Source organism: Pseudomonas sp. MF08817 (assembly GCF_059862705.1).
The window spans coordinates 41,139-60,917 of sequence record NZ_JCBCUY010000035.1 but is presented as its reverse complement, the minus strand read 5'-3'; the positions used below and the strand labels follow the sequence as shown (position 1 = coordinate 60,917).

14 protein-coding genes are annotated in these 19,779 nt (G+C 61.3%); 8 read left to right on the top strand and 6 right to left on the bottom strand.

What is annotated here, in order from left to right:
• Positions 1-844: 844 nt before the first annotated feature.
• Positions 845-1,537, bottom strand: a complete 693-nt coding sequence (locus tag AC19YR_RS20130; RefSeq protein ID WP_095109280.1) for a GntR family transcriptional regulator — start codon at positions 1,535-1,537, stop codon at positions 845-847.
• A 232-nt stretch (positions 1,538-1,769) separates the two neighbouring features.
• Between AC19YR_RS20130 and lapG the strand changes: the two genes are divergently transcribed.
• Together lapG and lapD are read left to right on the top strand one after the other, a co-directional pair.
• Positions 1,770-2,462 (top strand): cysteine protease LapG, encoded by a 693-nt coding sequence (gene lapG, locus AC19YR_RS20125; protein WP_095109290.1) that lies wholly within the window; start codon positions 1,770-1,772, stop codon positions 2,460-2,462.
• 14 nt (positions 2,463-2,476) lie between these two features.
• Positions 2,477-4,432 (top strand): cyclic di-GMP receptor LapD, encoded by a 1,956-nt coding sequence (gene lapD, locus AC19YR_RS20120; protein WP_095109279.1) that lies wholly within the window; start codon positions 2,477-2,479, stop codon positions 4,430-4,432.
• Here lapD and AC19YR_RS20115 read toward each other — a convergent pair.
• The gene (locus AC19YR_RS20115) at positions 4,429-4,914 is read right to left on the bottom strand and encodes an acyl-CoA thioesterase (RefSeq protein ID WP_095109278.1); all 486 of its coding nucleotides are present in this window, start codon (positions 4,912-4,914) and stop codon (positions 4,429-4,431) included. The two genes, lapD and AC19YR_RS20115, sit on opposite strands and share 4 nt — an antisense overlap.
• Positions 4,915-5,206: 292 nt before the next feature.
• Between AC19YR_RS20115 and AC19YR_RS20110 the strand changes: the two genes are divergently transcribed.
• Positions 5,207-6,970, top strand: a complete 1,764-nt coding sequence (locus AC19YR_RS20110) for a cation:proton antiporter (RefSeq protein ID WP_095109277.1) — start codon at positions 5,207-5,209, stop codon at positions 6,968-6,970.
• A gap of 45 nt (positions 6,971-7,015) precedes the next feature.
• On the opposite strand, the gene AC19YR_RS20105 is transcribed toward AC19YR_RS20110, so the two are convergent.
• The 3 genes from AC19YR_RS20105 to uvrD form a co-directional block, all read right to left on the bottom strand.
• A complete protein-coding gene (locus AC19YR_RS20105; protein WP_095109276.1) occupies positions 7,016-7,426 on the bottom strand; it encodes an SMI1/KNR4 family protein in 411 nt (136 codons plus the stop codon).
• Positions 7,427-7,563: 137 nt separating this feature from the next.
• Complete coding sequence (locus AC19YR_RS20100; RefSeq protein WP_095109275.1) at positions 7,564-8,436, bottom strand: Tim44 domain-containing protein; 873 nt, start codon at positions 8,434-8,436, stop codon at positions 7,564-7,566.
• A gap of 210 nt (positions 8,437-8,646) precedes the next feature.
• On the bottom strand, positions 8,647-10,830 hold the full coding sequence (gene uvrD / locus AC19YR_RS20095; RefSeq protein ID WP_500599845.1) for a DNA helicase II: 2,184 nt from the start codon (positions 10,828-10,830) through the stop codon (positions 8,647-8,649).
• A gap of 250 nt (positions 10,831-11,080) precedes the next feature.
• Between uvrD and AC19YR_RS20090 the strand changes: the two genes are divergently transcribed.
• The 3 genes from AC19YR_RS20090 to AC19YR_RS20080 all read left to right on the top strand — a co-directional run bounded on the left by AC19YR_RS20090 (position 11,081) and on the right by AC19YR_RS20080 (position 15,291).
• A complete protein-coding gene (locus AC19YR_RS20090; RefSeq protein ID WP_095109273.1) occupies positions 11,081-13,933 on the top strand; it encodes a putative bifunctional diguanylate cyclase/phosphodiesterase in 2,853 nt (950 codons plus the stop codon).
• Positions 13,934-14,113: 180 nt separating this feature from the next.
• On the top strand, positions 14,114-14,980 hold the full coding sequence (gene hexR / locus AC19YR_RS20085) for a transcriptional regulator HexR (protein ID WP_095109272.1): 867 nt from the start codon (positions 14,114-14,116) through the stop codon (positions 14,978-14,980).
• 98 nt (positions 14,981-15,078) lie between these two features.
• On the top strand, positions 15,079-15,291 hold the full coding sequence (locus AC19YR_RS20080) for a PA3496 family putative envelope integrity protein (protein WP_500599842.1): 213 nt from the start codon (positions 15,079-15,081) through the stop codon (positions 15,289-15,291).
• Here AC19YR_RS20080 and AC19YR_RS20075 read toward each other — a convergent pair.
• Entirely contained in the window at positions 15,233-16,195 is a 963-nt protein-coding gene (locus tag AC19YR_RS20075) for a LysR family transcriptional regulator (protein ID WP_500599840.1), read from the bottom strand. The two genes, AC19YR_RS20080 and AC19YR_RS20075, sit on opposite strands and share 59 nt — an antisense overlap.
• A gap of 190 nt (positions 16,196-16,385) precedes the next feature.
• Here AC19YR_RS20075 and AC19YR_RS20070 point away from each other — a divergent pair, with 190 nt between their 5' ends.
• Positions 16,386-17,801, top strand: coding sequence for an acetyl-CoA carboxylase biotin carboxylase subunit (locus AC19YR_RS20070; RefSeq protein WP_500599838.1), 1,416 nt, complete (start codon positions 16,386-16,388; stop codon positions 17,799-17,801).
• A 102-nt stretch (positions 17,802-17,903) separates the two neighbouring features.
• The gene (oadA, locus tag AC19YR_RS20065; RefSeq protein WP_500599837.1) at positions 17,904-19,712 is read left to right on the top strand and encodes a sodium-extruding oxaloacetate decarboxylase subunit alpha; all 1,809 of its coding nucleotides are present in this window, start codon (positions 17,904-17,906) and stop codon (positions 19,710-19,712) included.
• Positions 19,713-19,779: the final 67 nt, after the last annotated feature.

Here is a 19,779-nt window from a genome sequence, read left to right as displayed (position 1 = left end):
CTCGCAGTGGTTGCCGTTGAAATAGCATCACCATAATGGTGACGCGCTCCTGGGTACTCAGGTGGTTGTATTGGGTAGACATGGCAACACCTTACATCAGGCGTTGCACTTGCTCCTTGAGACCGCCGTGTTGGAATGGCAAGCATTGGGCGGCCTCTGACGTAATAAGTGTGACGCGTTAACGACGAGAAGTTCTTTTTATTGGGCGAGCGCGGGGCTCAAACAGAAGTTGATAAAGGGACGGTTTTCTCCCGATGGCAAAGGCCGCATGGTTGTTTAATAAGCCTTTGCCAGAGTGGCGTGCACCCGAGGCGAACTAGCCTGAGTGCTGGCCAACTAAAAATTAATGCAAGAAGTAAGTGTTTCGCAAGTATTTTTTACTGTTTGTAAGTTGCGCATTTTTAATGTGCGATAAGTTGCATTAAAACTTATTGGCTAAGTTTTATTGGGGCGAAGTTGTTCGTTTCGGCTTGAATAAGCCGAAATTGGAATAACAGCGTGAGTGCCTCACGACTGACAACTTCTTGAGTAAGTAAACGCAGCTTGAGGGCATTCTTTAGCGGCGCGAGCGTGCACAGCCCGATCGCAACCTTTGTTTGGCAGACTCCTTCTTGTTGGCTCGTTCCAAGGCGCCTTGGCGCGCAGGAAGACGCGGCGGCGCCGGCGTTTTGCTGGCCCGTACAAGAGTGAGTGCAAATGGGTGGCGCCGCTATTGCTGGCGGCGGGGTTGTTTCGGGTTTTGTCCGTAGGAAATCGCGACTGTTACCAAGCATGTGCCCGGCACAGAGGTTTAGCGGGCTAACGCTGTGCCCGCAGGAGGGAGGTGTGGTTTTTTGTAAATGGATTATTCCCCGACGCGACTTGCCAGAAAGCGGGTGATGACTTCAACGGCGCGCCCAAGGTGTTTTTCCAGGGCTTTTAGGCAAGCCTCGATATCGCCCTCGCGAGCAGTGCGCAGCAATTGTCGATGGTCATCCTGGCTGATTTTGCCCAGGCCCATGGCTTGCAGGTTAAAGCGCAGAAAGCGTTCCTCCTCGATCAGCCCGTTCTCCACCAGGGTCAGCAGCCGTCGGTTACCAGCCTTGTTGTAGAGGGCCATGTGGAACAAGCGATTGAGGTGGCCGATCTGGGCGTAATCGGCTTCGCTTTCCATCGCTTCGATGCAGCGGGCGGCCTCGGCGAAGTTGTCCTCATCGAGATGGGGAATGGCCAGGCGCAGCGCTTCGGATTCCAGCAGTAGGCGCAGGGCGTAGGTTTCGGCCGCGTCGCCTTCGACCAGCGCCGCCACCACCGCGCCTTTGTGGGCGACCACATGCAGCAGCGACTGCGCCTCGAGCTGGCGCAGGGCCTCGCGCACCGGCATGCGGCTGACCCCGAACAGGTCGGCCAGGTCTTGTTGGCGCAGGGCCGTGCCGCAGGGCAGGCGCCCGTCGAGGATGGCGGCGCGCAGGGTTTGTTCAATCACGGAGCGAGCAAGGTGGGCCGGTATGGGCCCGTCGATGGTGATGCTGCTCAAGGGGTTCGGCTTCTGTGTCACGACAACGCTACCCTCTGAAAATAACCAGGCTTGATTGGATCCAATTAACACTAGTGACCACCCAAGGTCTTGTCAAACCTTCGGTTTTGCGCGCCGAGGTGGCCAGACGGGGTGGTGGGCGATTCTATTCCGACAGCTCGCCGAATGCAGTGATTGCACGGTGCCATTGTCTTTTACTTATCGAAGCTGCACCATCGATTGGTTTTCCACGGACCACCCGGACTTCATCGCATTGGCGATACGTTTAGCTTTGCCTCGAACCTTGCGCTGGATGGTTTCAGCGGTGCTCCTGGCCAGCCTGATGCTGGGCGGCCTGCATGCCGATTGGGATTTTTCCCTGATAAGCCGCCGGGCCGAGGCGCTGTACGGGCCCCTGGGCCAGGGCCAGCAGCGTATCGATGCCTGGCAGCACCTGTTGGCTACGCAAAAGCAGACCAGCGAGCAAGAGCAGCTCAAGGTGGTCAACCTGTTCTTCAACAAACAGATGCGCTACATGGAAGACGTCGACCTGTGGGGCCAGGTCGATTATTGGGAAACCCCCATCGAAGGCCTCTGGAAAGGCGCCGGCGACTGCGAGGATTACGCCATCGCCAAATACTTCAGCCTGCGCCGCCTCGGGGTCTCCAGCGACAAATTGCGCATTACGTACGTCAAGGCTTTGCGCCAGAATCGCGCCCACATGGTGCTGACCTACTATTCAACCCCCGAGGCCATGCCGCTGGTTCTCGACAGCCTGATCGACGCGATCCAACCGGCCAGCCAACGAACCGACCTGTTGCCGGTCTACTCTTTCAACGCCGAGGGGCTGTGGCTGCCGGGCGCCAAGGGCAACAAGAAAGTCGGCGACACCAAACGTCTGTCGCGCTGGCAGGACGTGTTGAAAAAAATGAAGGCCGAAGGTTTTCCGGTCGAGACGACTAATTAGGAGCACGCGCTCAGATGTCCCTGTTCAAACAACTGTTGATCGCAATCTGTCTGTTCCTGGTGGTCGCCTTCAGCGGCAGCTTCATGGTCAGCCTGGAAAGCTCGCGCACCCAGTACGTCAACCAGTTGCGCTCCCATGCCCAGGACGCGGCCACGGCGCTGGCGCTGTCGTTGACGCCCAATATCGACGACCCGGCGATGGTCGAGCTGATGGTCAGTTCGATTTTCGACAGCGGCTATTACGCCAGCATCCGCGTGGTGGACCTGGCGACTGACCAAGTCCTGGTCGAGCGCAGCGGCAGCCCTGAGGTCAGTGTGCCGGCGTGGTTCGTTAACCTGATCGGCCTGGAGCCGGCCGGCGGCGATGCCATCGTCAGCCGTGGCTGGGAGCAGGCCGCGCGAGTCGAGGTGGTCAGCCACCCGATGTTTGCCCTGGCCAAACTCTGGCAGAGCGCCCTGGGCAGCCTGGGTTGGTTGCTGATCTGCGGCGCGGTGAGCGCAGTGCTGGGCGCGCTGCTGTTGCGCCGCCAGTTGAAGCCGCTCGATTACATGGTGCAGCAGTCCCACGCCATCGCCCGGCGTGAATTCCTCAGCTTGCCCGAACTACCGCGCACTCCGGAACTGCGCCGGGTGGTGCAGGCGATGAATCAGATGGTCGAGAAGCTCAAGGCCCTGTTCCAGGAGCAGGCCGAACGCAGCGAAAAACTGCGGGTGGAATCCTATCAGGACAACCTGACGGGGCTGGCTAACCGCCGCTATTTTGAAATGCAGCTCAACGCGCGGGTCAGCAACCCGGAGCAGGCCAGTTCCGGTTACCTGATGCTGCTGCGGGTCAAGGACCTGGCGGGCCTGAACCAGCGCCTGGGCGGGCAGCGCACCGACCAGTTGCTGCAAGCCGTGGGCGAGCAACTGCAACGCGAGTGCGCCAAGTACCCGGAAACCCAGAACCTGATTACCCGCATCCGGGGTGGCGAATTCGCCGTGCTGGCGCCGGGCCTGGTGCGCGAAGAAGCGCTGCAACTGGCCCAGAGCCTGGAAGGCACCCTGGCGAGCTTGCAGGCGACCGGCGCCTCGGACGTATCGCCGGTGGCCTACATCGGCCTGGCGCCGTTCTCCCATGGCGATTCGCCACAGACCCTGCTCAGCCTCGCCGACCAGGCATTGGCCCAGGCCGAGACCCAGGGCGAGGCCAGTTGGACCTGCCTGGACCATGGCGCGGCGGCCAGCGTGGGCGACGACCACCACGCTTGGCATACCCTGCTCGACCGCGCACTGGACCAACAGCGTCTGGAGCTATTTTTCCAACCGGTAGTCGCCAGCCAAGACACCCAATTGGTCCTGCACTACAAAGTGCTGTCGCGCCTGCGTGACGAACAGGGCCAGACCATCGCCGCCGGGCGCTTCCTGCCGTGGTTGGAGCGCTTCGGCTGGACCGCGCGCCTGGATCGCCTGATGCTCAAACTGGTATTGGAGCAAATGGCCGGGCACGACCAATCTCTGGCGCTGAACCTGTCATCCGCGACCCTGGCCGACCCTCAGGCACTGAACAAGATTTTCGATCTGCTGCGCCAACACGCCAACCTGGGGCCGCGGCTGACCCTGGAAATCGGCGAAGAGCAATTGCCCGAACAAGCGGTGCTGGAACAACTGACCCGGCGCCTGCGTGAGCTGGGCTTCTCCCTCAGCCTGCAACGCTTCGGCGGGCGCTTCAGCATGATCGGCAACCTGGCGCGCCTGGGCCTGGCCTACCTGAAAATCGACGGCAGCTACATCCGTGCCATCGACCAGGAAGGAGACAAACGCCTGTTTATCGAAGCCATCCAACGCGCCGCCCACAGCATCGACCTGCCGCTGATTGCCGAGCGGGTCGAGACTGAGGGCGAGTTGCAAGTGATCCGCGAAATGGGCCTTTACGGCGTGCAGGGCCAGTTGTTCGGCGAACCTGCACCCTGGGGCCCGAAAGCCGATTAAGGGGCTTCGGCCTTGATTTCGCGGTAGCGCTGCTCCAGCTCCTGGCGGATCTGGCGGCGCTGGCGGGCCTGGGTGAAGCGGCGCTGGTCTTCGCTGTTGTGTGGTTGCAGTTGGGGAACCGGGGCGGGTTTGCGGTCCTCGTCCACCGCCACCATGGTGAAAAAGCAACTGTTGGTGTGCCGCACCGAGCGCTCGCGGATGTTTTCCGTCACCACCTTGATGCCCACCTCCATCGAGGTATTGCCGGTGTAGTTGACCGACGCGAGGAATGTCACCAGTTCACCCACGTGGATCGGCTCGCGGAAAATCACCTGGTCCACCGACAGGGTCACCACATAGCGCCCGGCATAACGGCTGGCGCAGGCGTAGGCCACTTCATCGAGGTATTTGAGCAGGGTCCCGCCGTGGACATTGCCAGAGAAGTTGGCCATGTCGGGGGTCATCAAGACAGTCATCGACAGCTGGGCGTTTCCGGGTTCCATAGCTCACTCACGGGTTAAGGCTGCAATAGCGAGGGCGCCTCTGCGGGCACCTGGGTTGTTTTTCAAACCAGCGTTATCGGGACGCCGCGCGGCGGGCGGCCGTCACGCCCGAAGTGATCTGTTTCCATATATTGCGCCGGCTTTCTGCTAGAAGTCGCGGTGTTACCCTTCAAAAGCCCGGCCCAAGGGCATTTCCTACCTTAAATAAAGATTTTTGTTCGGCGTGCTCAGACGTTTCTTCCGTTCTGGGGCTTGAGCAGCAAGATCAGTCCAACTCAAGGAGCCTCTCGCCATGCATGCCATCAGCTTTATCCAGGATTTGGCCGTGATAATGCTGGTCGCAGGTGTGGTGACCATCCTCTTTCACCGGCTCAAGCAACCGGTGGTGCTGGGTTACATAGTCGCCGGTTTCATCATCGGCCCGCACACCCCGCCGTTCGGCTTGATCCACGACGAAGACACCATCAAGACCCTGGCCGAGCTGGGGGTGATCTTCCTGATGTTCTGCCTGGGGTTGGAATTCAGCCTGCGCAAGTTGTTCAAGGTTGGCGCGACAGCCTTCATCGCAGCGTTCCTGGAAATCGTGCTGATGATCTGGATCGGCTACGAAATCGGCCGCTGGTTCGACTGGAACACCATGGATTCACTCTTCCTCGGCGCGATCTTGGCCATTTCCTCGACCACCATCATCGTCAAGGCCCTCAACGACCTGAAAATGAAGGACCAGCGCTTTGCGCAGTTGATCTTTGGCGTCTTGATTGTCGAAGACATCCTGGGCATCGGCATCATTGCCTTGCTGTCGAGCATCGCGGTCAGCGGCACCGTCAGTTCGGGCGAGGTGTTCTCCACGGTGGGCAAGCTGTCGTTGTTCATGATCGTTGCGCTGGTGATCGGCATCTTGCTGGTGCCACGGTTGCTGGCGTACGTGGCGAAGTTTGAAAGCAATGAAATGCTGCTGATTACCGTGCTGGGCCTGTGTTTTGGTTTTTGCCTGCTGGTGGTCAAACTCGAATACAGCATGGTGCTGGGGGCGTTCCTGATTGGCGCGATCATGGCTGAATCCCGGCAGTTGCTGAAAATTGAGCGGCTGATCGAGCCGGTTCGCGACATGTTCAGTGCCATCTTCTTCGTGGCCATTGGCTTGATGATCGACCCGCAGATTCTCTTGCAGTACGCCTGGCCGATTGCCGTGATTACCGTGGCGGTGGTGTTGGGCAAGATGTTGTCCTGCGGCTTGGGTGCCTTTATCGCTGGCAATGACGGGCGCACCTCACTGCGGGTTGGGATGGGGCTTTCACAGATTGGCGAATTTTCATTCATCATCGCGGCGCTGGGCATGACGCTCCAGGTCACCAGTGATTTCCTCTACCCGGTCGCGGTGGCTGTATCCGCGATCACCACGCTGCTGACGCCGTACCTGATTCGCGGTGCGGACCCCTTGTCGATGAAGCTTGCGGCAGTGATGCCCAAGCGGCTGGCGCGGGTGCTGGGCATGTATGGCGAATGGTTGCGCAGCATCCAGCCCCAGGGCGAAGGCGCATTGCTGGCGAAGATGATCCGCAAGATCCTGCTGCAAGTGGGGGTCAACCTGGCGCTGGTGATGGCGATCTTTTTTTCCGGTGGCTTCTTCGCCCAGCGCATTGGGGACTATTTGCAGGGGTGGGTGGCGGAGCCGAGTTGGCAGAAGGCTTTGATCTGGGGCGGCGCGTTGCTGTTGTCGCTGCCGTTTTTGATTGCGGCTTATCGCAAGCTCAAGGCGCTGTCGATGCTGCTGGCGGAGATGGGCGTCAAGGCGGATATGGCCGGGCGCCATACGCAGCGGGTGCGGCGGGTGATTGCCGAGGTGATACCGATCTTGTCGTTACTGGTGATTTTCTTGCTGTTGTCGGCCTTGTCGTCGAGCATCTTGCCGACCAATGAGCTGTTGATCCTGATAGCCGTCGTTGCGGCGGCTGTAGCGGCGGTGTTGTGGCGCTGGTTTATCCGTGTGCATACGCGCATGCAGGTGGCGTTGCTGGAAACCCTGGATAACCACAAGGACCCCGCCGAACATTGATACCCGCCCCAGGGCTGTGCTGGATGCGGGTTCAAACGGCGTGGCTCAGCAGCTCTCCAGCCAGACGTCCCGCGCCCAGTGCCATACCGATTCCCAGGACTCTTCGGTGACCAGCTCTTCCTTGCCGGACCACAGCACCACGGTGCCGTCTTCTTCGACGCAGTAATAATTCTCGCCGTCCTGGCAAATCGGGATCAGCTCCCGTGGCACGCCAGTATCCCAGGCGTTGGCCGCTACTTCAGGCAGGTAGGTGTGGGATTGTGGGTCGGTGACCGTGACCGGTTCCAGTCTGCCGTAGACCACGTCGCTGACGGTCAGCAGGAACTCCTTGAAAACAAAGGGGATATTGATGAACAGCTGTTCTTCGACTTCCACCAGTTGATCTTCGTCGGGCAGCTCCAGCGGTACCGGAACGGGTTCGTTGGCTTCACGCAGTTGTTCGATGACTTCTTCCACGGCCGGAATCCTCTTGCTCGATGGCGCGGTTTATATGGGGCGGTTTATACAGTAGCTCGCTATAAGTGCAACCGCGAAATAGAAAACCCCGGCCAAGACCGGGGTTTCTGTGACTACATGCTTAGCGAGTTGCGCTATCAGCCGTTCTGGCGGATACCGGCTACCAGCCAAGGCTGGTTGTCGCCTTGCGGGCGTTCCATGTTCCAGCTTTCGCTGAACACTTCGCCCTGGTCGAAGCGCGAAGTCTTCGACACGCCGCTGAAGGTCAGGGTGGCGATGGTCTTGTCGGCGCGATCATCCACGCCGTCCAACTGGACGGTGAGGTTGTCGATGTAGGTGGACTGGAAGCCGTCACCCAGCTCGGCGCGTTCGCGCTTGAGGAACTCGAGCAGTTGCGGGGTCACGAACTCGGCGATCTTGTCCATTTCATTGGCGTCCCAGTGCTGTTGCAGGGACTGGAAGTGGTTGCGTGCCGCTTCGATGAAGCGCTCTTCGTTGAACCAGGCTGGCGCATTGATGACCGGGCGCGCAGCAGCTGGAGCAGCCGAACCGCCGAAGATCGAGCCCATGGACGGCTTGTTTTCAAACACTTCACGCTGCATGGGCGCGCCGGCCGGGGCCAGGTGCTCCTGCTGCTTGCGGCGGCGAGCGGCGATGAAGCGGAAGATCACGAACGCGATGACCGCCATGATAAGGATGTCGAAGATCTGCATGCCCTGGAAGCCGCCGCCCATGAACATGGACGCCAGCAAGCCACCAGCCGCGATGCCGGCCAGAGGGCCGAGCCAGCGTGAAGCACCGCCGGCCTTGGCAGCGGCGCCAGCGGCACCGGCCGCGCCCGCAGTGGCAGCAGCGCCACCCATGCCAGGAGAAGAAGGAGCCATTTGGCTGGTCTGGTGGGACGGTGCAGCGCCGGAGCTTTTGCCGCCACCGAAGCGCTTGGCATTGGCGTCCAGACTCATCGTCAGGCCGATGCACAACGCCATGGCGATGCTAAGAAAACGTTTCATAAAGGGAATTCCCATTTGTGGATGGCACGCGCGCCATGGTGCACATGTGAAGTGTTACTGGCTAGCGGCAGAGTGTTTCGGGCTTTTGCCTGACAGGCTGGGTTCAGGTTCGGTCAGCACAAGAGGTTGTGTAGGTTTAGTCTGTAGGCCATGACCATAAGTTCTGTAAGCCTCACCCCCGTGTGACGTGCGGGAGTGAGCGCGAACTTGTCAGACAGTTTCCAGCTTGGCGTACCCCAGCATCAGCCACTTGCTGCCCTCGCTGAAGTTCACCTGCACCCGGGCCTGGGCGCCAGCGCCTTCGAAGTTGAGGATTACGCCGTCGCCGAACACCGAGTGGCGCACTTGCTGGCCGAGGCTGAACGCGGTTTCGGGGATTTGCGCGCCGCTGAACATGCTGGAGGAGTTCTGCTTTTGGCCGCCGCCAAAGGGACGGCTGACACTGTTGGACAGGCGCACTTCCTGGATCAGCCCCTTGGGCACTTCGCGTACGAAACGCGAAACCTTGTTGTAGGTTTCGCTGCCGTAGAGCCGGCGCGTCTCGGCATAGGTCATCACCAGGTTTTGCATGGCGCGGGTGATGCCGACATACGCCAGGCGTCGCTCCTCTTCGAGGCGGCCGGGTTCTTCCAGGCTCATCTTGTGTGGGAACAGGCCTTCTTCCATGCCCACCAGGAACACGTAGGGGAATTCCAGCCCTTTGGCGCTGTGCAGCGTCATCAGTTGAATGCTGTCTTCGTGCTCGTCGGCCTGGGTGTCGCCGGCCTCCAGCGAGGCGTGGCCGAGGAATGCCGCCAGGGGCGAGAGGTCGGCGTCTTCTTCGGTGTTCTCGAAGTTGCGCGCGGCGCTGACCAGTTCCTCAAGGTTTTCCACCCGGGCTTGGCCTTTTTCGCCTTTTTCCGCTTCGTGGTAGGCGATCAGGCCGGACTGCTCGATGACGGTTTGGGTCATCAGGTGCAGCGGCATGTCGAGGGTTTTGGCAGCGAGGTTCTCGATCAGCTCGACAAACCCGCCCAACGCCCCGGCGGCGCGGCCGGTGAGGCCTTTGTTGGCGACCAGCAGGCGCATGGCTTCCCACATCGACACATCGCTGTGACGCGCGTGTTCGCGGATGGCCTCGACGGTTTTTTCGCCAATGCCCCGGGCGGGTACGTTGATGACCCGCTCCAGGGCGGCATCGTTGCCCCGGCCTTCCAGCAAGCGCAGGTAGGCCATGGCGTTCTTGATTTCGGCGCGCTCGAAGAAGCGCTGGCCCCCGTAGATGCGGTACGGGATGCGCTCGCGCAGCAGGGCTTCTTCAAGCACCCGTGACTGGGCGTTGGAGCGGTACAAAATGGCTATATCGCTGCGTGCCAGGCCGGTTTTCAGGGCGCTTTCGATGGTTTCCACCACGTAGCGCGCTTCATCGTGTTCGTTGAACGCGGCGTACAGGTTGATCGCTTCGCCTTCGCCGCCGTCGGTCCACAGTTCTTTGCCCAGGCGCCCGGTGTTGTTGGCGATCAGGGCGTTGGCCGCTTTGAGGATGCCGGCGGTGGAGCGGTAGTTTTGCTCCAGACGGATGGTTTCAGCGTCCGGGAAGTCTTCGGAGTATTGGTAGATGTTCTCGATTTTCGCGCCGCGCCAGCCGTAGATCGACTGGTCGTCGTCGCCGACCACCATCAGGCTGTCGCCGCCCTTGGCCAGCAGGCGCAACCAGGCGTACTGCACGGCGTTGGTGTCCTGGAATTCGTCGACCAGGATGTGCCGGAAACGCTTTTGGTAGTGGGCCAGCAAACCCGGGTTGTCGCGCCACAGGTCCAGGGCACGCAGCAGCAGCTCGGAGAAGTCGATGACGCCGGCGCGGGCGCAGGCGGCCTCGTAGGCTTCATAGATGCTGCGCATGGTACCCAGGAACAGGTCGCCGCTGGCCTGGATGTGCTTGGGGCGCAGGCCTTCGTCTTTCTGGCCGTTGATGAACCACTGGGCCTGGCGGGCCGGCCAGCGTTGTTCGTCGAGGCCCAGTTCGCGGATCACCCGCTTGACCAGGCGTTGCTGGTCGTCGCTGTCGAGGATCTGGAAGGACTGGCTCAACCCCGCTTCCTGCCAGTGCGCCCGCAGCAGTCGGTGCGCGAGGCCGTGGAAGGTGCCGACCCACATGCCGGCCGGGCTCAGGCCCATCAATTGCTCGATGCGGTGGCGCATCTCGGCGGCGGCCTTGTTGGTGAAGGTCACCGATAAAATCGAGTGGGGCGAGGCGTTTTCTACCTGGATCAACCAGGCGATACGGTGCACCAGCACTCGGGTTTTACCGGAGCCGGCACCGGCCAGGACCAACTGACGACCCACGCGGGCGGCTACGGCCTGGCGTTGGGCATCGTTGAGAGAGTTCAGCAAAAGGGAGAGATCATCGCGCATCGGCGCATTCTAGGGTGCCACGCCACCCCCGGCAAACCGTGCGTTGGGTAAACCGATAAAAAAGAACGGCCGGGGACGACCGGTCAGTCATTGCCTACAGACGACGGCGGGGCTCGCCTGAAGGGTTTTTGGCGGATGGCGGAGGCGTTTTGTTTTCGGATTTTTATGACGTGGAGCAGTTTGGTGCGGGCATTGGCTTGTGTATGCTCGCTCGACGTTTCGGGCTCACCATTATAAGAACACGCCGCCTATGACACTCAGCACTAGCCTGTCGGGCCCTTCTGTTGCGCCCCAGGTTATCCGCCAGCAATACGCCACGCAGATGGCGGTTGAGCGAACCCGTCTGCTCTATCAAGGCTCCCTGCTGCCGACGGTTTTCATGTTGCTCAACGGTTTGGTCTGCGCCGCGTTGCTGTGGAGCCCGCAGCGTTATGGGCTGGTGAGTGTCTGGCTGGTGTGGTTGCTGACGCTGGTGGCGTTGCGGGTGATCCAAGTGGCGGCGTTCGATTCAGCGTTGCCTGCCCGTCAGGCCCAACCGGTGTGGCAGCGCATGTTCCTGCTGGGTTCGGCCGCCAGCGGCCTGACGCTCGGTATCGCCGGTATCGCCGTGGTGCCCACCGACAGTTTCCTTCAGCAAGCCTGGGTGTTCGGCCTGATCGGCGCGGCGACGCTGTCGGCCAGCGTTGCCTACGCGGTGAGCCTGCCGGCGTTCCTGTCCTTTGCTTTGCCTTGCCTGTTGCCTGCCATCGGCTACCTGTTTTGGGGTTCCGGCGAGCAGCAGGGTTGGGGTTGGCTGGGGCTGATCCTGTTGGGCTTGCTGAGCGTGGTGGCGTGGCAGGTCAACCGGTTGATCCAGCGCGGTTTGCTGCGCGGCTTCCAGAACCAGGCACTGATCGAGCATTTGCAGCAATCCCAGCACCGCAGCGAGCAGCTCAACGAGGACTTGGCCCGTGAGATAGAGCAGCGCCGCAGCGCCGAAGAGCAGTTGCGCCAGGCCCAGGTCGGCCTGGAGCAACGTGTAGCCCAGCGCAGCCTGGAGCTGGACGCCGCCAACCAGGCGCTGAAAAAGAGTGAGGCGCGCCTGGGCCTGGCCTTGAAGGCCAGCGAGTTGGGCCTGTGGGATTGGAATCTGCAAACCGATGAAGTGCACCACACCCAGCTCAAGGAGCTGTTCGGCCTGGAGCCGGAATACGTCACGGCCATGCTCGGCCACCTCAAGCCGCGGCTGCACCCGCAAGACGTGCCGTTGCTCAAGCGGGCGTTGGTGGAGCACTTGAAGGGGCGCACCGAGGACTACCAGATCGAGTACCGCGTGCGCCACGAGGACGGCCACTGGGTGTGGATCGAAGACCGTGGCCGCGCGGTGGAGCGGACCAGCAATGGCCGGGTGATCCGCATGGTCGGCACCCGGCGCGATATCAGCACCCGCAAAGAATTGGAAGAGCAGCGGCGCCTGGCGGCGACGGTGTTCGAGGCGGCCAGCGAAGGCATCGTCATTCTTGACCCGGACTACGCGCTGATCGCCATCAATCAGGCATTCAGCCATGTCACCGGCTATCAGATCGAAGACATGCTGGGGCGCAACGTCGTCGAATTGCCGTGCAGCCGCGATGCGCGCCGGCACTACCCGGTGATCCACCAGGCGCTGGAGCAGCACGGCAGTTGGCAAGGCGAACTGGTGGAGGCGCGCAAGAACGGCGAGTTGTATCCGCAATGGCTGCAACTTACGGCGGTGCGCGATGTGCGGGGTAACGTCAGCCATATTGTCGGCTTCTTCACCGATCTGTCGGCCCGCCGCGCCTCCGAAGAACGCATGCGCTACCTGAGCCATTACGACGAACTGACCGGGCTGGCCAACCGCGCGCTGTTTCGCGAACGCCTGCATGATGCCTACCAACGTATCCGCCAGGGCGGCCGCAGCCTGGCGTTGCTGCACATCAACCTGGACCGCTTCAAGCTGCTCAACGACAGCCTCGGCCATGAGGTGGCCGATCAACTGTTACAGAAAATGGCCCGGCGCCTGGTCAACGCGCTACCCGAAGCCGACACCATCGCGCGGCTGTCCGGGGACGAGTTCGCGGTGCTATTCGATGCCTACGGCAACTTGTCCAGCCTGGCGCGGGTGGCCACACGCTTGTCGGCCAAACTGCGTTTGCCGCTGAACATCGAGGGGCACGAATTGGTGGTCAGTGCCTCGATGGGCATCAGCATGCTGCCGGACAACGCACGGGACATCCCCGCCCTGGTCAGCCAGTCGAACATGGCCATGCAGCACGCCAAGCACTTGGGCGGTAATAACTTCCAGTTCTATACCGACAGCCTGCAAGCCAGCACCCTTGAGCGCTTGCAGCTGGAAAACCAACTGCGCAAGGCCATCGATGAGCACCAGCTCAAGGTGTTCTACCAACCCAAACTGTGCCTGGCCACCGGGCGCCTGAATGCCGCCGAGGCGTTGGTGCGTTGGGACCACCCGACCATGGGCCGCGTGCCGCCGGGGGACTTTATCGGGTTGGCGGAAGAAACCGGATTGATCGGCCCGATCGGTGAATTCGTGCTGCGCCAGGCCTGCTGGCAGGCCTGCGAATGGCAGCGCCAGGGGCTGGCGCCGATCCGGGTGTCGGTCAACCTGTCGGTGCACCAGTTGCGCCAGGGCAAACTGGTCAGCCTGGTGCGCCAGGTGCTGGAAGAGACCGGGTTGGCGCCGCACTACTTGGAGTTGGAGCTGACCGAGAGCCAGTTGCTCGACAGCGTCGAGCACATCATCGCCACCTTCCAGCAGTTGCGTGACCTGGGGGTGAAACTGGCGATCGACGATTTTGGCACCGGCTATTCCTCCCTGAGCTACCTCAAGCGCATCCCGGTGGACTACGTGAAGATCGACCAGGCGTTCATTCGTGGGGTGGGCGAGGGCGGCGAGGACGCGGCGATCACCCGGGCGATCATCGCCATGGCCCATGGCCTGTCCCTCAAGGTCGTGGCCGAAGGCGTGGAAGATCAGCGGCAACTGGACTTTCTCAAAGCCGAGGGCTGCGACGAAGTGCAGGGTTACCTCATCAGCCGCCCCGTGGAGGCCAGCGAGTTGGGTGCGTTGCTGGGCCGATAGGTCGCCGGATTGAGCCGCGTCAGGCCATCGCGCCCGTAGGGCTACAAAGGCTCTGGCCTCAAGAACAGTGGGCGGCGGGACGTTTTTGTGATGTTTCGGGCAGGCAAAAAGACGATTCTTGTAGTATAACTACAAGCTCGCTACATCCCTGGCGCCTGCCAATAACAAGAGTCCGATCCTTTGAACCTGTTGCAACATATCGCCCAGTCTCGCCACCTGTTACGCAAATCGGAACTCAAGGTTGCCGATCACGTGCTGCTTGACCCCGCGGCGGTGATGCACAGTTCCATGGCCGACCTGGCCCACAGCGTGGGCATCAGTGAGCCGACCATCGTGCGCTTTTGCCGTGCCATCGGTTGCTCCGGCTTCCAGGACTTGAAGCTGAAACTGGCGCAAAGCCTGGCGGCGGGGGCCAGTTTCGGCCAGTTCGCCATCCACGAAGACGACTCGGTCGCCGACTACAGCCTGAAGATTTTCGACACCACCCTGCACACCCTGATGGAAGTGCGCGAGAAGCTCGACCCGGTGGCGCTGCAACGGGCGGTGACCGCCATGTCCCAGGCCCAACGCGTGGAGTTCTATGGCTTTGGCGCCTCGGGCGCGGTGGCGGCGGATGCCCAGCACAAGTTCTTCCGCTTATTGCTCACTGCGGCGGCCTATTCCGACCCGCACATGCAGGCGATGTCGGCGGTCACCCTCAAGCCGTCGGACGTGGCGATCTGTATTTCCCAGTCCGGGCGCTCCAAGGATTTGCTGATTACCGCCAACCTGGTGCGCGAAAGCGGCGCCTCGCTGATTACCCTGTGCCCGAGCCAGACGCCGCTGGCCGAGCTGGCCACCGTCAACCTGGCCATCGATGTGCACGAAGACACCGAAATCTACACACCGCTGACCTCGCGCATCGCCCACCTGGTGGTGATCGACGTGCTGGCCATGGGCGTGGCCATGGCGCGTGGCCCGAGCCTGGTCAACCACCTCAAGAGCGTCAAGCGCAGCCTTCGTAGCCTGCGGTTGTCGCCCAAGTCGGTGAAGGCGCTGGACGACTGAGCCGGCGCCACCGTCATCTACCTGTAACCCCCGCGCCGCCAAACCGTCACCCTAGGCGCCTATCGTGAAACTCCCGTACTCGCCTTGGGAGACTCGAAATGGCCCAGCCCTACGAAGAACGCAACAGCGCCGTCAAAACCCGTCGTCAGCAGGAAGACCAGCGCCGCATGGCGTTTCGCCGTGCGATCGAGGACCGTTGCCAGCAGCGGCAGTTGCTCGCACAAATTTGCGATTTGCCTGACGCGGCAGAACTCAATTTCTGGCAGGCAGCGCCAAGCGCCGGCCGTCGAAACGCTCAACCAGCTCACTGATCTGCGCCCGCTCGCTGCGAATAAAGCCCAGGAACGCATGGGCCACCGGTGACAGGCGCTTGGCCTTGGCCTGCACCAGGCACCAACTGCGGTACAGCGGTAGCTCCTCCACCGGCAACTCCACCAGTCTGCCGGTGGCCAGTTCCAGGTTCAGGGCGTGGCGCGTCAGCAAAGCCACGCCCAGGCCCGCCACCACGCATTCGCGTTGCGCTTCGGCGGACGCCACTTCCTGGGTCTGGGTGAAGTGCACGCGTTTTTCCTTGAAGTATTCCTCACACGCCAACCGCGTGCCCGAGCCGGGTTCGCGGATCAACAGGGTGTGAGGTTCGAGGTCTTGCAGGCGCAGCGGCCCCTGATGGCACAGCGGGTGGTCGGGCGGGGCGACGGCGACGATGGGGTTATTGAGGAAGGGCAGGAACTCCAGGCCCATGTCCTGGGGCACCATCGACATAATCACCAGGTCGTCGCGGTTGTCCGACAGGCGACGTATGGCCTGCGCGCGGTTGATGACCGTCAGGTGCAGATTGACCTCCGGATGCTGGCGCCGGAATGCGGCGAACAGGTGCGGCACGAAGTATTTGGCGCTCGATTCCACCGCCAGTTTTAGTTGCCCCTGGAGCGAGCCCTGCATGTCCGAGAGCTGCATGTCGAGGTTTTCCAGGCGCCCGAAAATATCCCGGCTAGCGCGCTGTAACGCTTCAGCTGCTTCAGTCATGTAGAGTTTTTTGCCCACGTAATCGAAGAGTGGCTGGCCGATCAGCTCTTCAAGTTGACGAATCTGTAGGCTAACGGCAGGTTGTGTGAGGGACATTTCCTCGGCCGCGCGACTGTAAGAGCGCAAATCACAGACCTCATTGAAGATCTGAAGTTGACGCAATGTCATACGCATCAATGACTTACGCATTTACTGAAAAATCTCGTCACGGGCGGGAAGCTCAACTATAAGCTTTTGCTTATGCACGACCCAATAATTATTGATTTTTGTTAATCCCTTGAGAGGACTAGTGTGGCTACGCGGCTGGCCAGAAACATTTGGTCACTCGTCGACCCGGTCTAGCGGGTGGCAATAGCAATCGGCTCAAGGGAAATTCCAAGTGATAACAAAGATCCTGATCGCCAACCGTGGTGAGATTGCCGTACGCATCGTGCGGGCGTGCGCCGAGATGGGCATCCGCTCGGTGGCGATCTATTCCGATGCCGACCGTCACGCCTTGCACGTCAAGCGCGCCGACGAGGCTCACAGCATCGGTGCCGAGCCCCTGGCCGGCTACCTGAACCCGCGCAAACTGGTGAACCTGGCAGTCGAGACCGGTTGCGACGCCCTGCACCCCGGCTACGGTTTCCTGTCGGAAAACGCCGAACTGGCGGACATCTGCGCCGAACGTGGGATCAAGTTCATTGGCCCGTCGGCCGAAGTCATCCGCCGCATGGGCGATAAGACTGAAGCGCGCCGCAGCATGATTAAGGCCGGTGTACCGGTCACTCCGGGCACCGAAGGCAACGTCGCGGACATCGCCGAAGCGCTGGCCGAAGGCGACCGCATCGGCTACCCGGTGATGCTCAAGGCCACCTCCGGTGGTGGCGGCCGCGGCATTCGCCGTTGCAACAGCCGCGAAGAACTGGAGCAAGCCTTTCCCCGGGTGATCTCCGAGGCCACCAAGGCCTTCGGCTCGGCCGAAGTGTTTCTGGAAAAGTGCATCGTCAATCCCAAGCACATCGAAGCGCAGATACTCGGTGACAGCTTTGGCAACGTGGTGCACCTGTTCGAGCGCGACTGCTCGATCCAGCGCCGCAACCAGAAGCTCATCGAAATCGCCCCCAGCCCCCAACTGACCCCGGAACAGCGCGCCTACATCGGTGACCTGTCGGTGCGTGCGGCCAAAGCGGTGGGCTACGAGAACGCCGGCACCGTGGAGTTCCTGCTCGCCGAGGGCGAGGTGTACTTCATGGAGATGAACACCCGGGTGCAGGTGGAACACACCATCACCGAAGAAATCACCGGTATCGACATCGTCCGCGAGCAGATCCGCATCGCCTCGGGCCTGCCGCTGTCGGTCAAGCAGGAAGACATCCAGCACCGCGGCTTTGCGTTGCAGTTTCGCATCAACGCCGAAGACCCGAAGAACAACTTCCTGCCCAGCTTCGGCAAGATCACCCGTTACTACGCCCCCGGCGGCCCCGGCGTGCGCACCGACACGGCGATCTACACCGGCTACACCATTCCGCCGTTCTATGACTCCATGTGCCTGAAACTGGTGGTCTGGGCCTTGACCTGGGAAGAGGCCATGGACCGTGGCTTGCGCGCCCTCGACGACATGCGCCTGCAAGGCGTGAAGACCACCGCGGCCTATTACCAGGAAATCCTGCGCAACCCGGAATTTCGCAGCGGCCAGTTCAACACCAGTTTTGTGGAAAGCCACCCTGAGCTGACCAACTACTCGATCAAGCGCAAACCCGAAGAGCTGGCCCTGGCCATCGCCGCCGCCATCGCCGCCCACGCAGGCCTATGAATGAAGCAGCTGCAAGTTTTCAGTGGTAAGCGGCAAGTTAAGAGCGGATCGGCTCTTGTTTGTCGCTTGTTGCTGGAAGCTTGCCGCTAAGAGGAGATAACAATGAGCAAGAAGATCTTCGTAACCGACACGATTCTGCGCGACGCCCACCAATCGTTGTTGGCGACCCGCATGCGCACCGATGACATGCTGCCCATCTGCGACAAGCTCGACAAAGTCGGCTACTGGTCGCTGGAAGTCTGGGGTGGGGCCACGTTCGACGCCTGTGTGCGCTTTCTCAAGGAAGACCCGTGGGAGCGCCTGCGCAAGCTGCGCGCGGCATTGCCCAACACACGGCTGCAAATGCTCCTGCGCGGGCAGAACCTGCTGGGCTATCGCCACTACAGCGATGACGTGGTCAAGGCGTTCGTGGCCAAGGCTGCGGTCAACGGCATCGACGTGTTCCGTATCTTTGACGCGATGAACGACGTGCGTAACCTGCGTGTGGCCATCGAAGCGGTGAAAGCCGCCGGCAAGCACGCCCAGGGCACCATCGCCTACACCACCAGCCCGGTGCATACCATCGACGCGTTCGTGGCCCAGGCCAAGCAAATGGAAGCCATGGGGTGCGACTCGGTGGCGATCAAGGACATGGCCGGCCTGCTCACGCCTTACGCCACGGGCGAATTGGTCAAGGCGCTCAAAGCCGAGCAGTCGCTGCCGATCTTCATCCACTCCCACGACACTGCGGGCCTGGCGGCGATGTGCCAACTCAAGGCCATCGAGAACGGTGCCGACCATATCGACACGGCGATTTCCAGCTTCGCTTGGGGCACCAGCCATCCGGGCACCGAGTCGATGGTTGCGGCCCTCAAGGGCAGTGAATTCGACACCGGCCTGGACTTGGAACTGCTGCAAGAGATTGGCCTGTACTTCTACGCGGTGCGTAAGAAATACCACCAGTTCGAGAGTGAATTCACCGCGGTCGATACCCGCGTGCAAGTCAACCAAGTGCCGGGCGGGATGATTTCCAACCTGGCCAACCAGTTGAAAGAGCAGGGTGCACTCAACCGCATGAGCGAAGTGTTGGCCGAGATTCCACGGGTACGCGAAGACCTGGGTTTCCCGCCCCTGGTCACGCCAACCTCGCAGATCGTCGGCACCCAGGCGTTCTTCAACGTGCTGGCTGGCGAGCGCTACAAAACCATCACCAACGAAGTGAAGCTGTACCTGCAAGGCGGCTACGGCAAGGCGCCGGGCACTGTTGACGAGAAACTGCGCCGCCAGGCCATCGGTAGCGAAGACGTGATCGACGTGCGCCCCGCCGACTTGCTCAAGCCGGAAATGACCAAGCTGCGCGGTGAGATTGGCGCGTTGGCCAAATCCGAGGAGGACGTGCTGACTTACGCCATGTTCCCGGACATTGGCCGCAAGTTCCTCGAAGAACGCGACGCAGGCACCCTGACCCCGGAAGCCTTGCTGCCGATCCCCGAAGCGGGTGGCGTGCGCTCGGCGGGCGGTGAAGGCGTGCCGACCGAGTTCGTCATCGACGTGCACGGTGAAACCTACCGCGTGGACATCACCGGTGTCGGCGTCAAGGCCGAAGGCAAGCGCCACTTCTACCTGTCCATCGACGGCATGCCCGAAGAAGTGGTGTTCGAGCCGCTCAACGAATTTGTCGGCGGTGGCACCAGCCAGCGCAAGCAGGCCAGTACGCCAGGCCATGTCAGCACCACCATGCCGGGCAACATCGTCGATGTGCTGGTCAAGGAAGGCGACGTGGTCAAGGCCGGGCAAGCCGTGCTGATTACCGAAGCCATGAAGATGGAAACCGAAGTGCAATCGGCCATCGCGGGCAAGGTCGTGGCCATCCATGTGGCCAAGGGCGACCGGGTCAACCCGGGCGAGATACTGATCGAGATCGAAGGCTGATTTAACAGCCTTCGGCTACAACGCTTTAAACCTCGGGGGGGCATGTGCTCCCCTTTTTTTTGCGTAA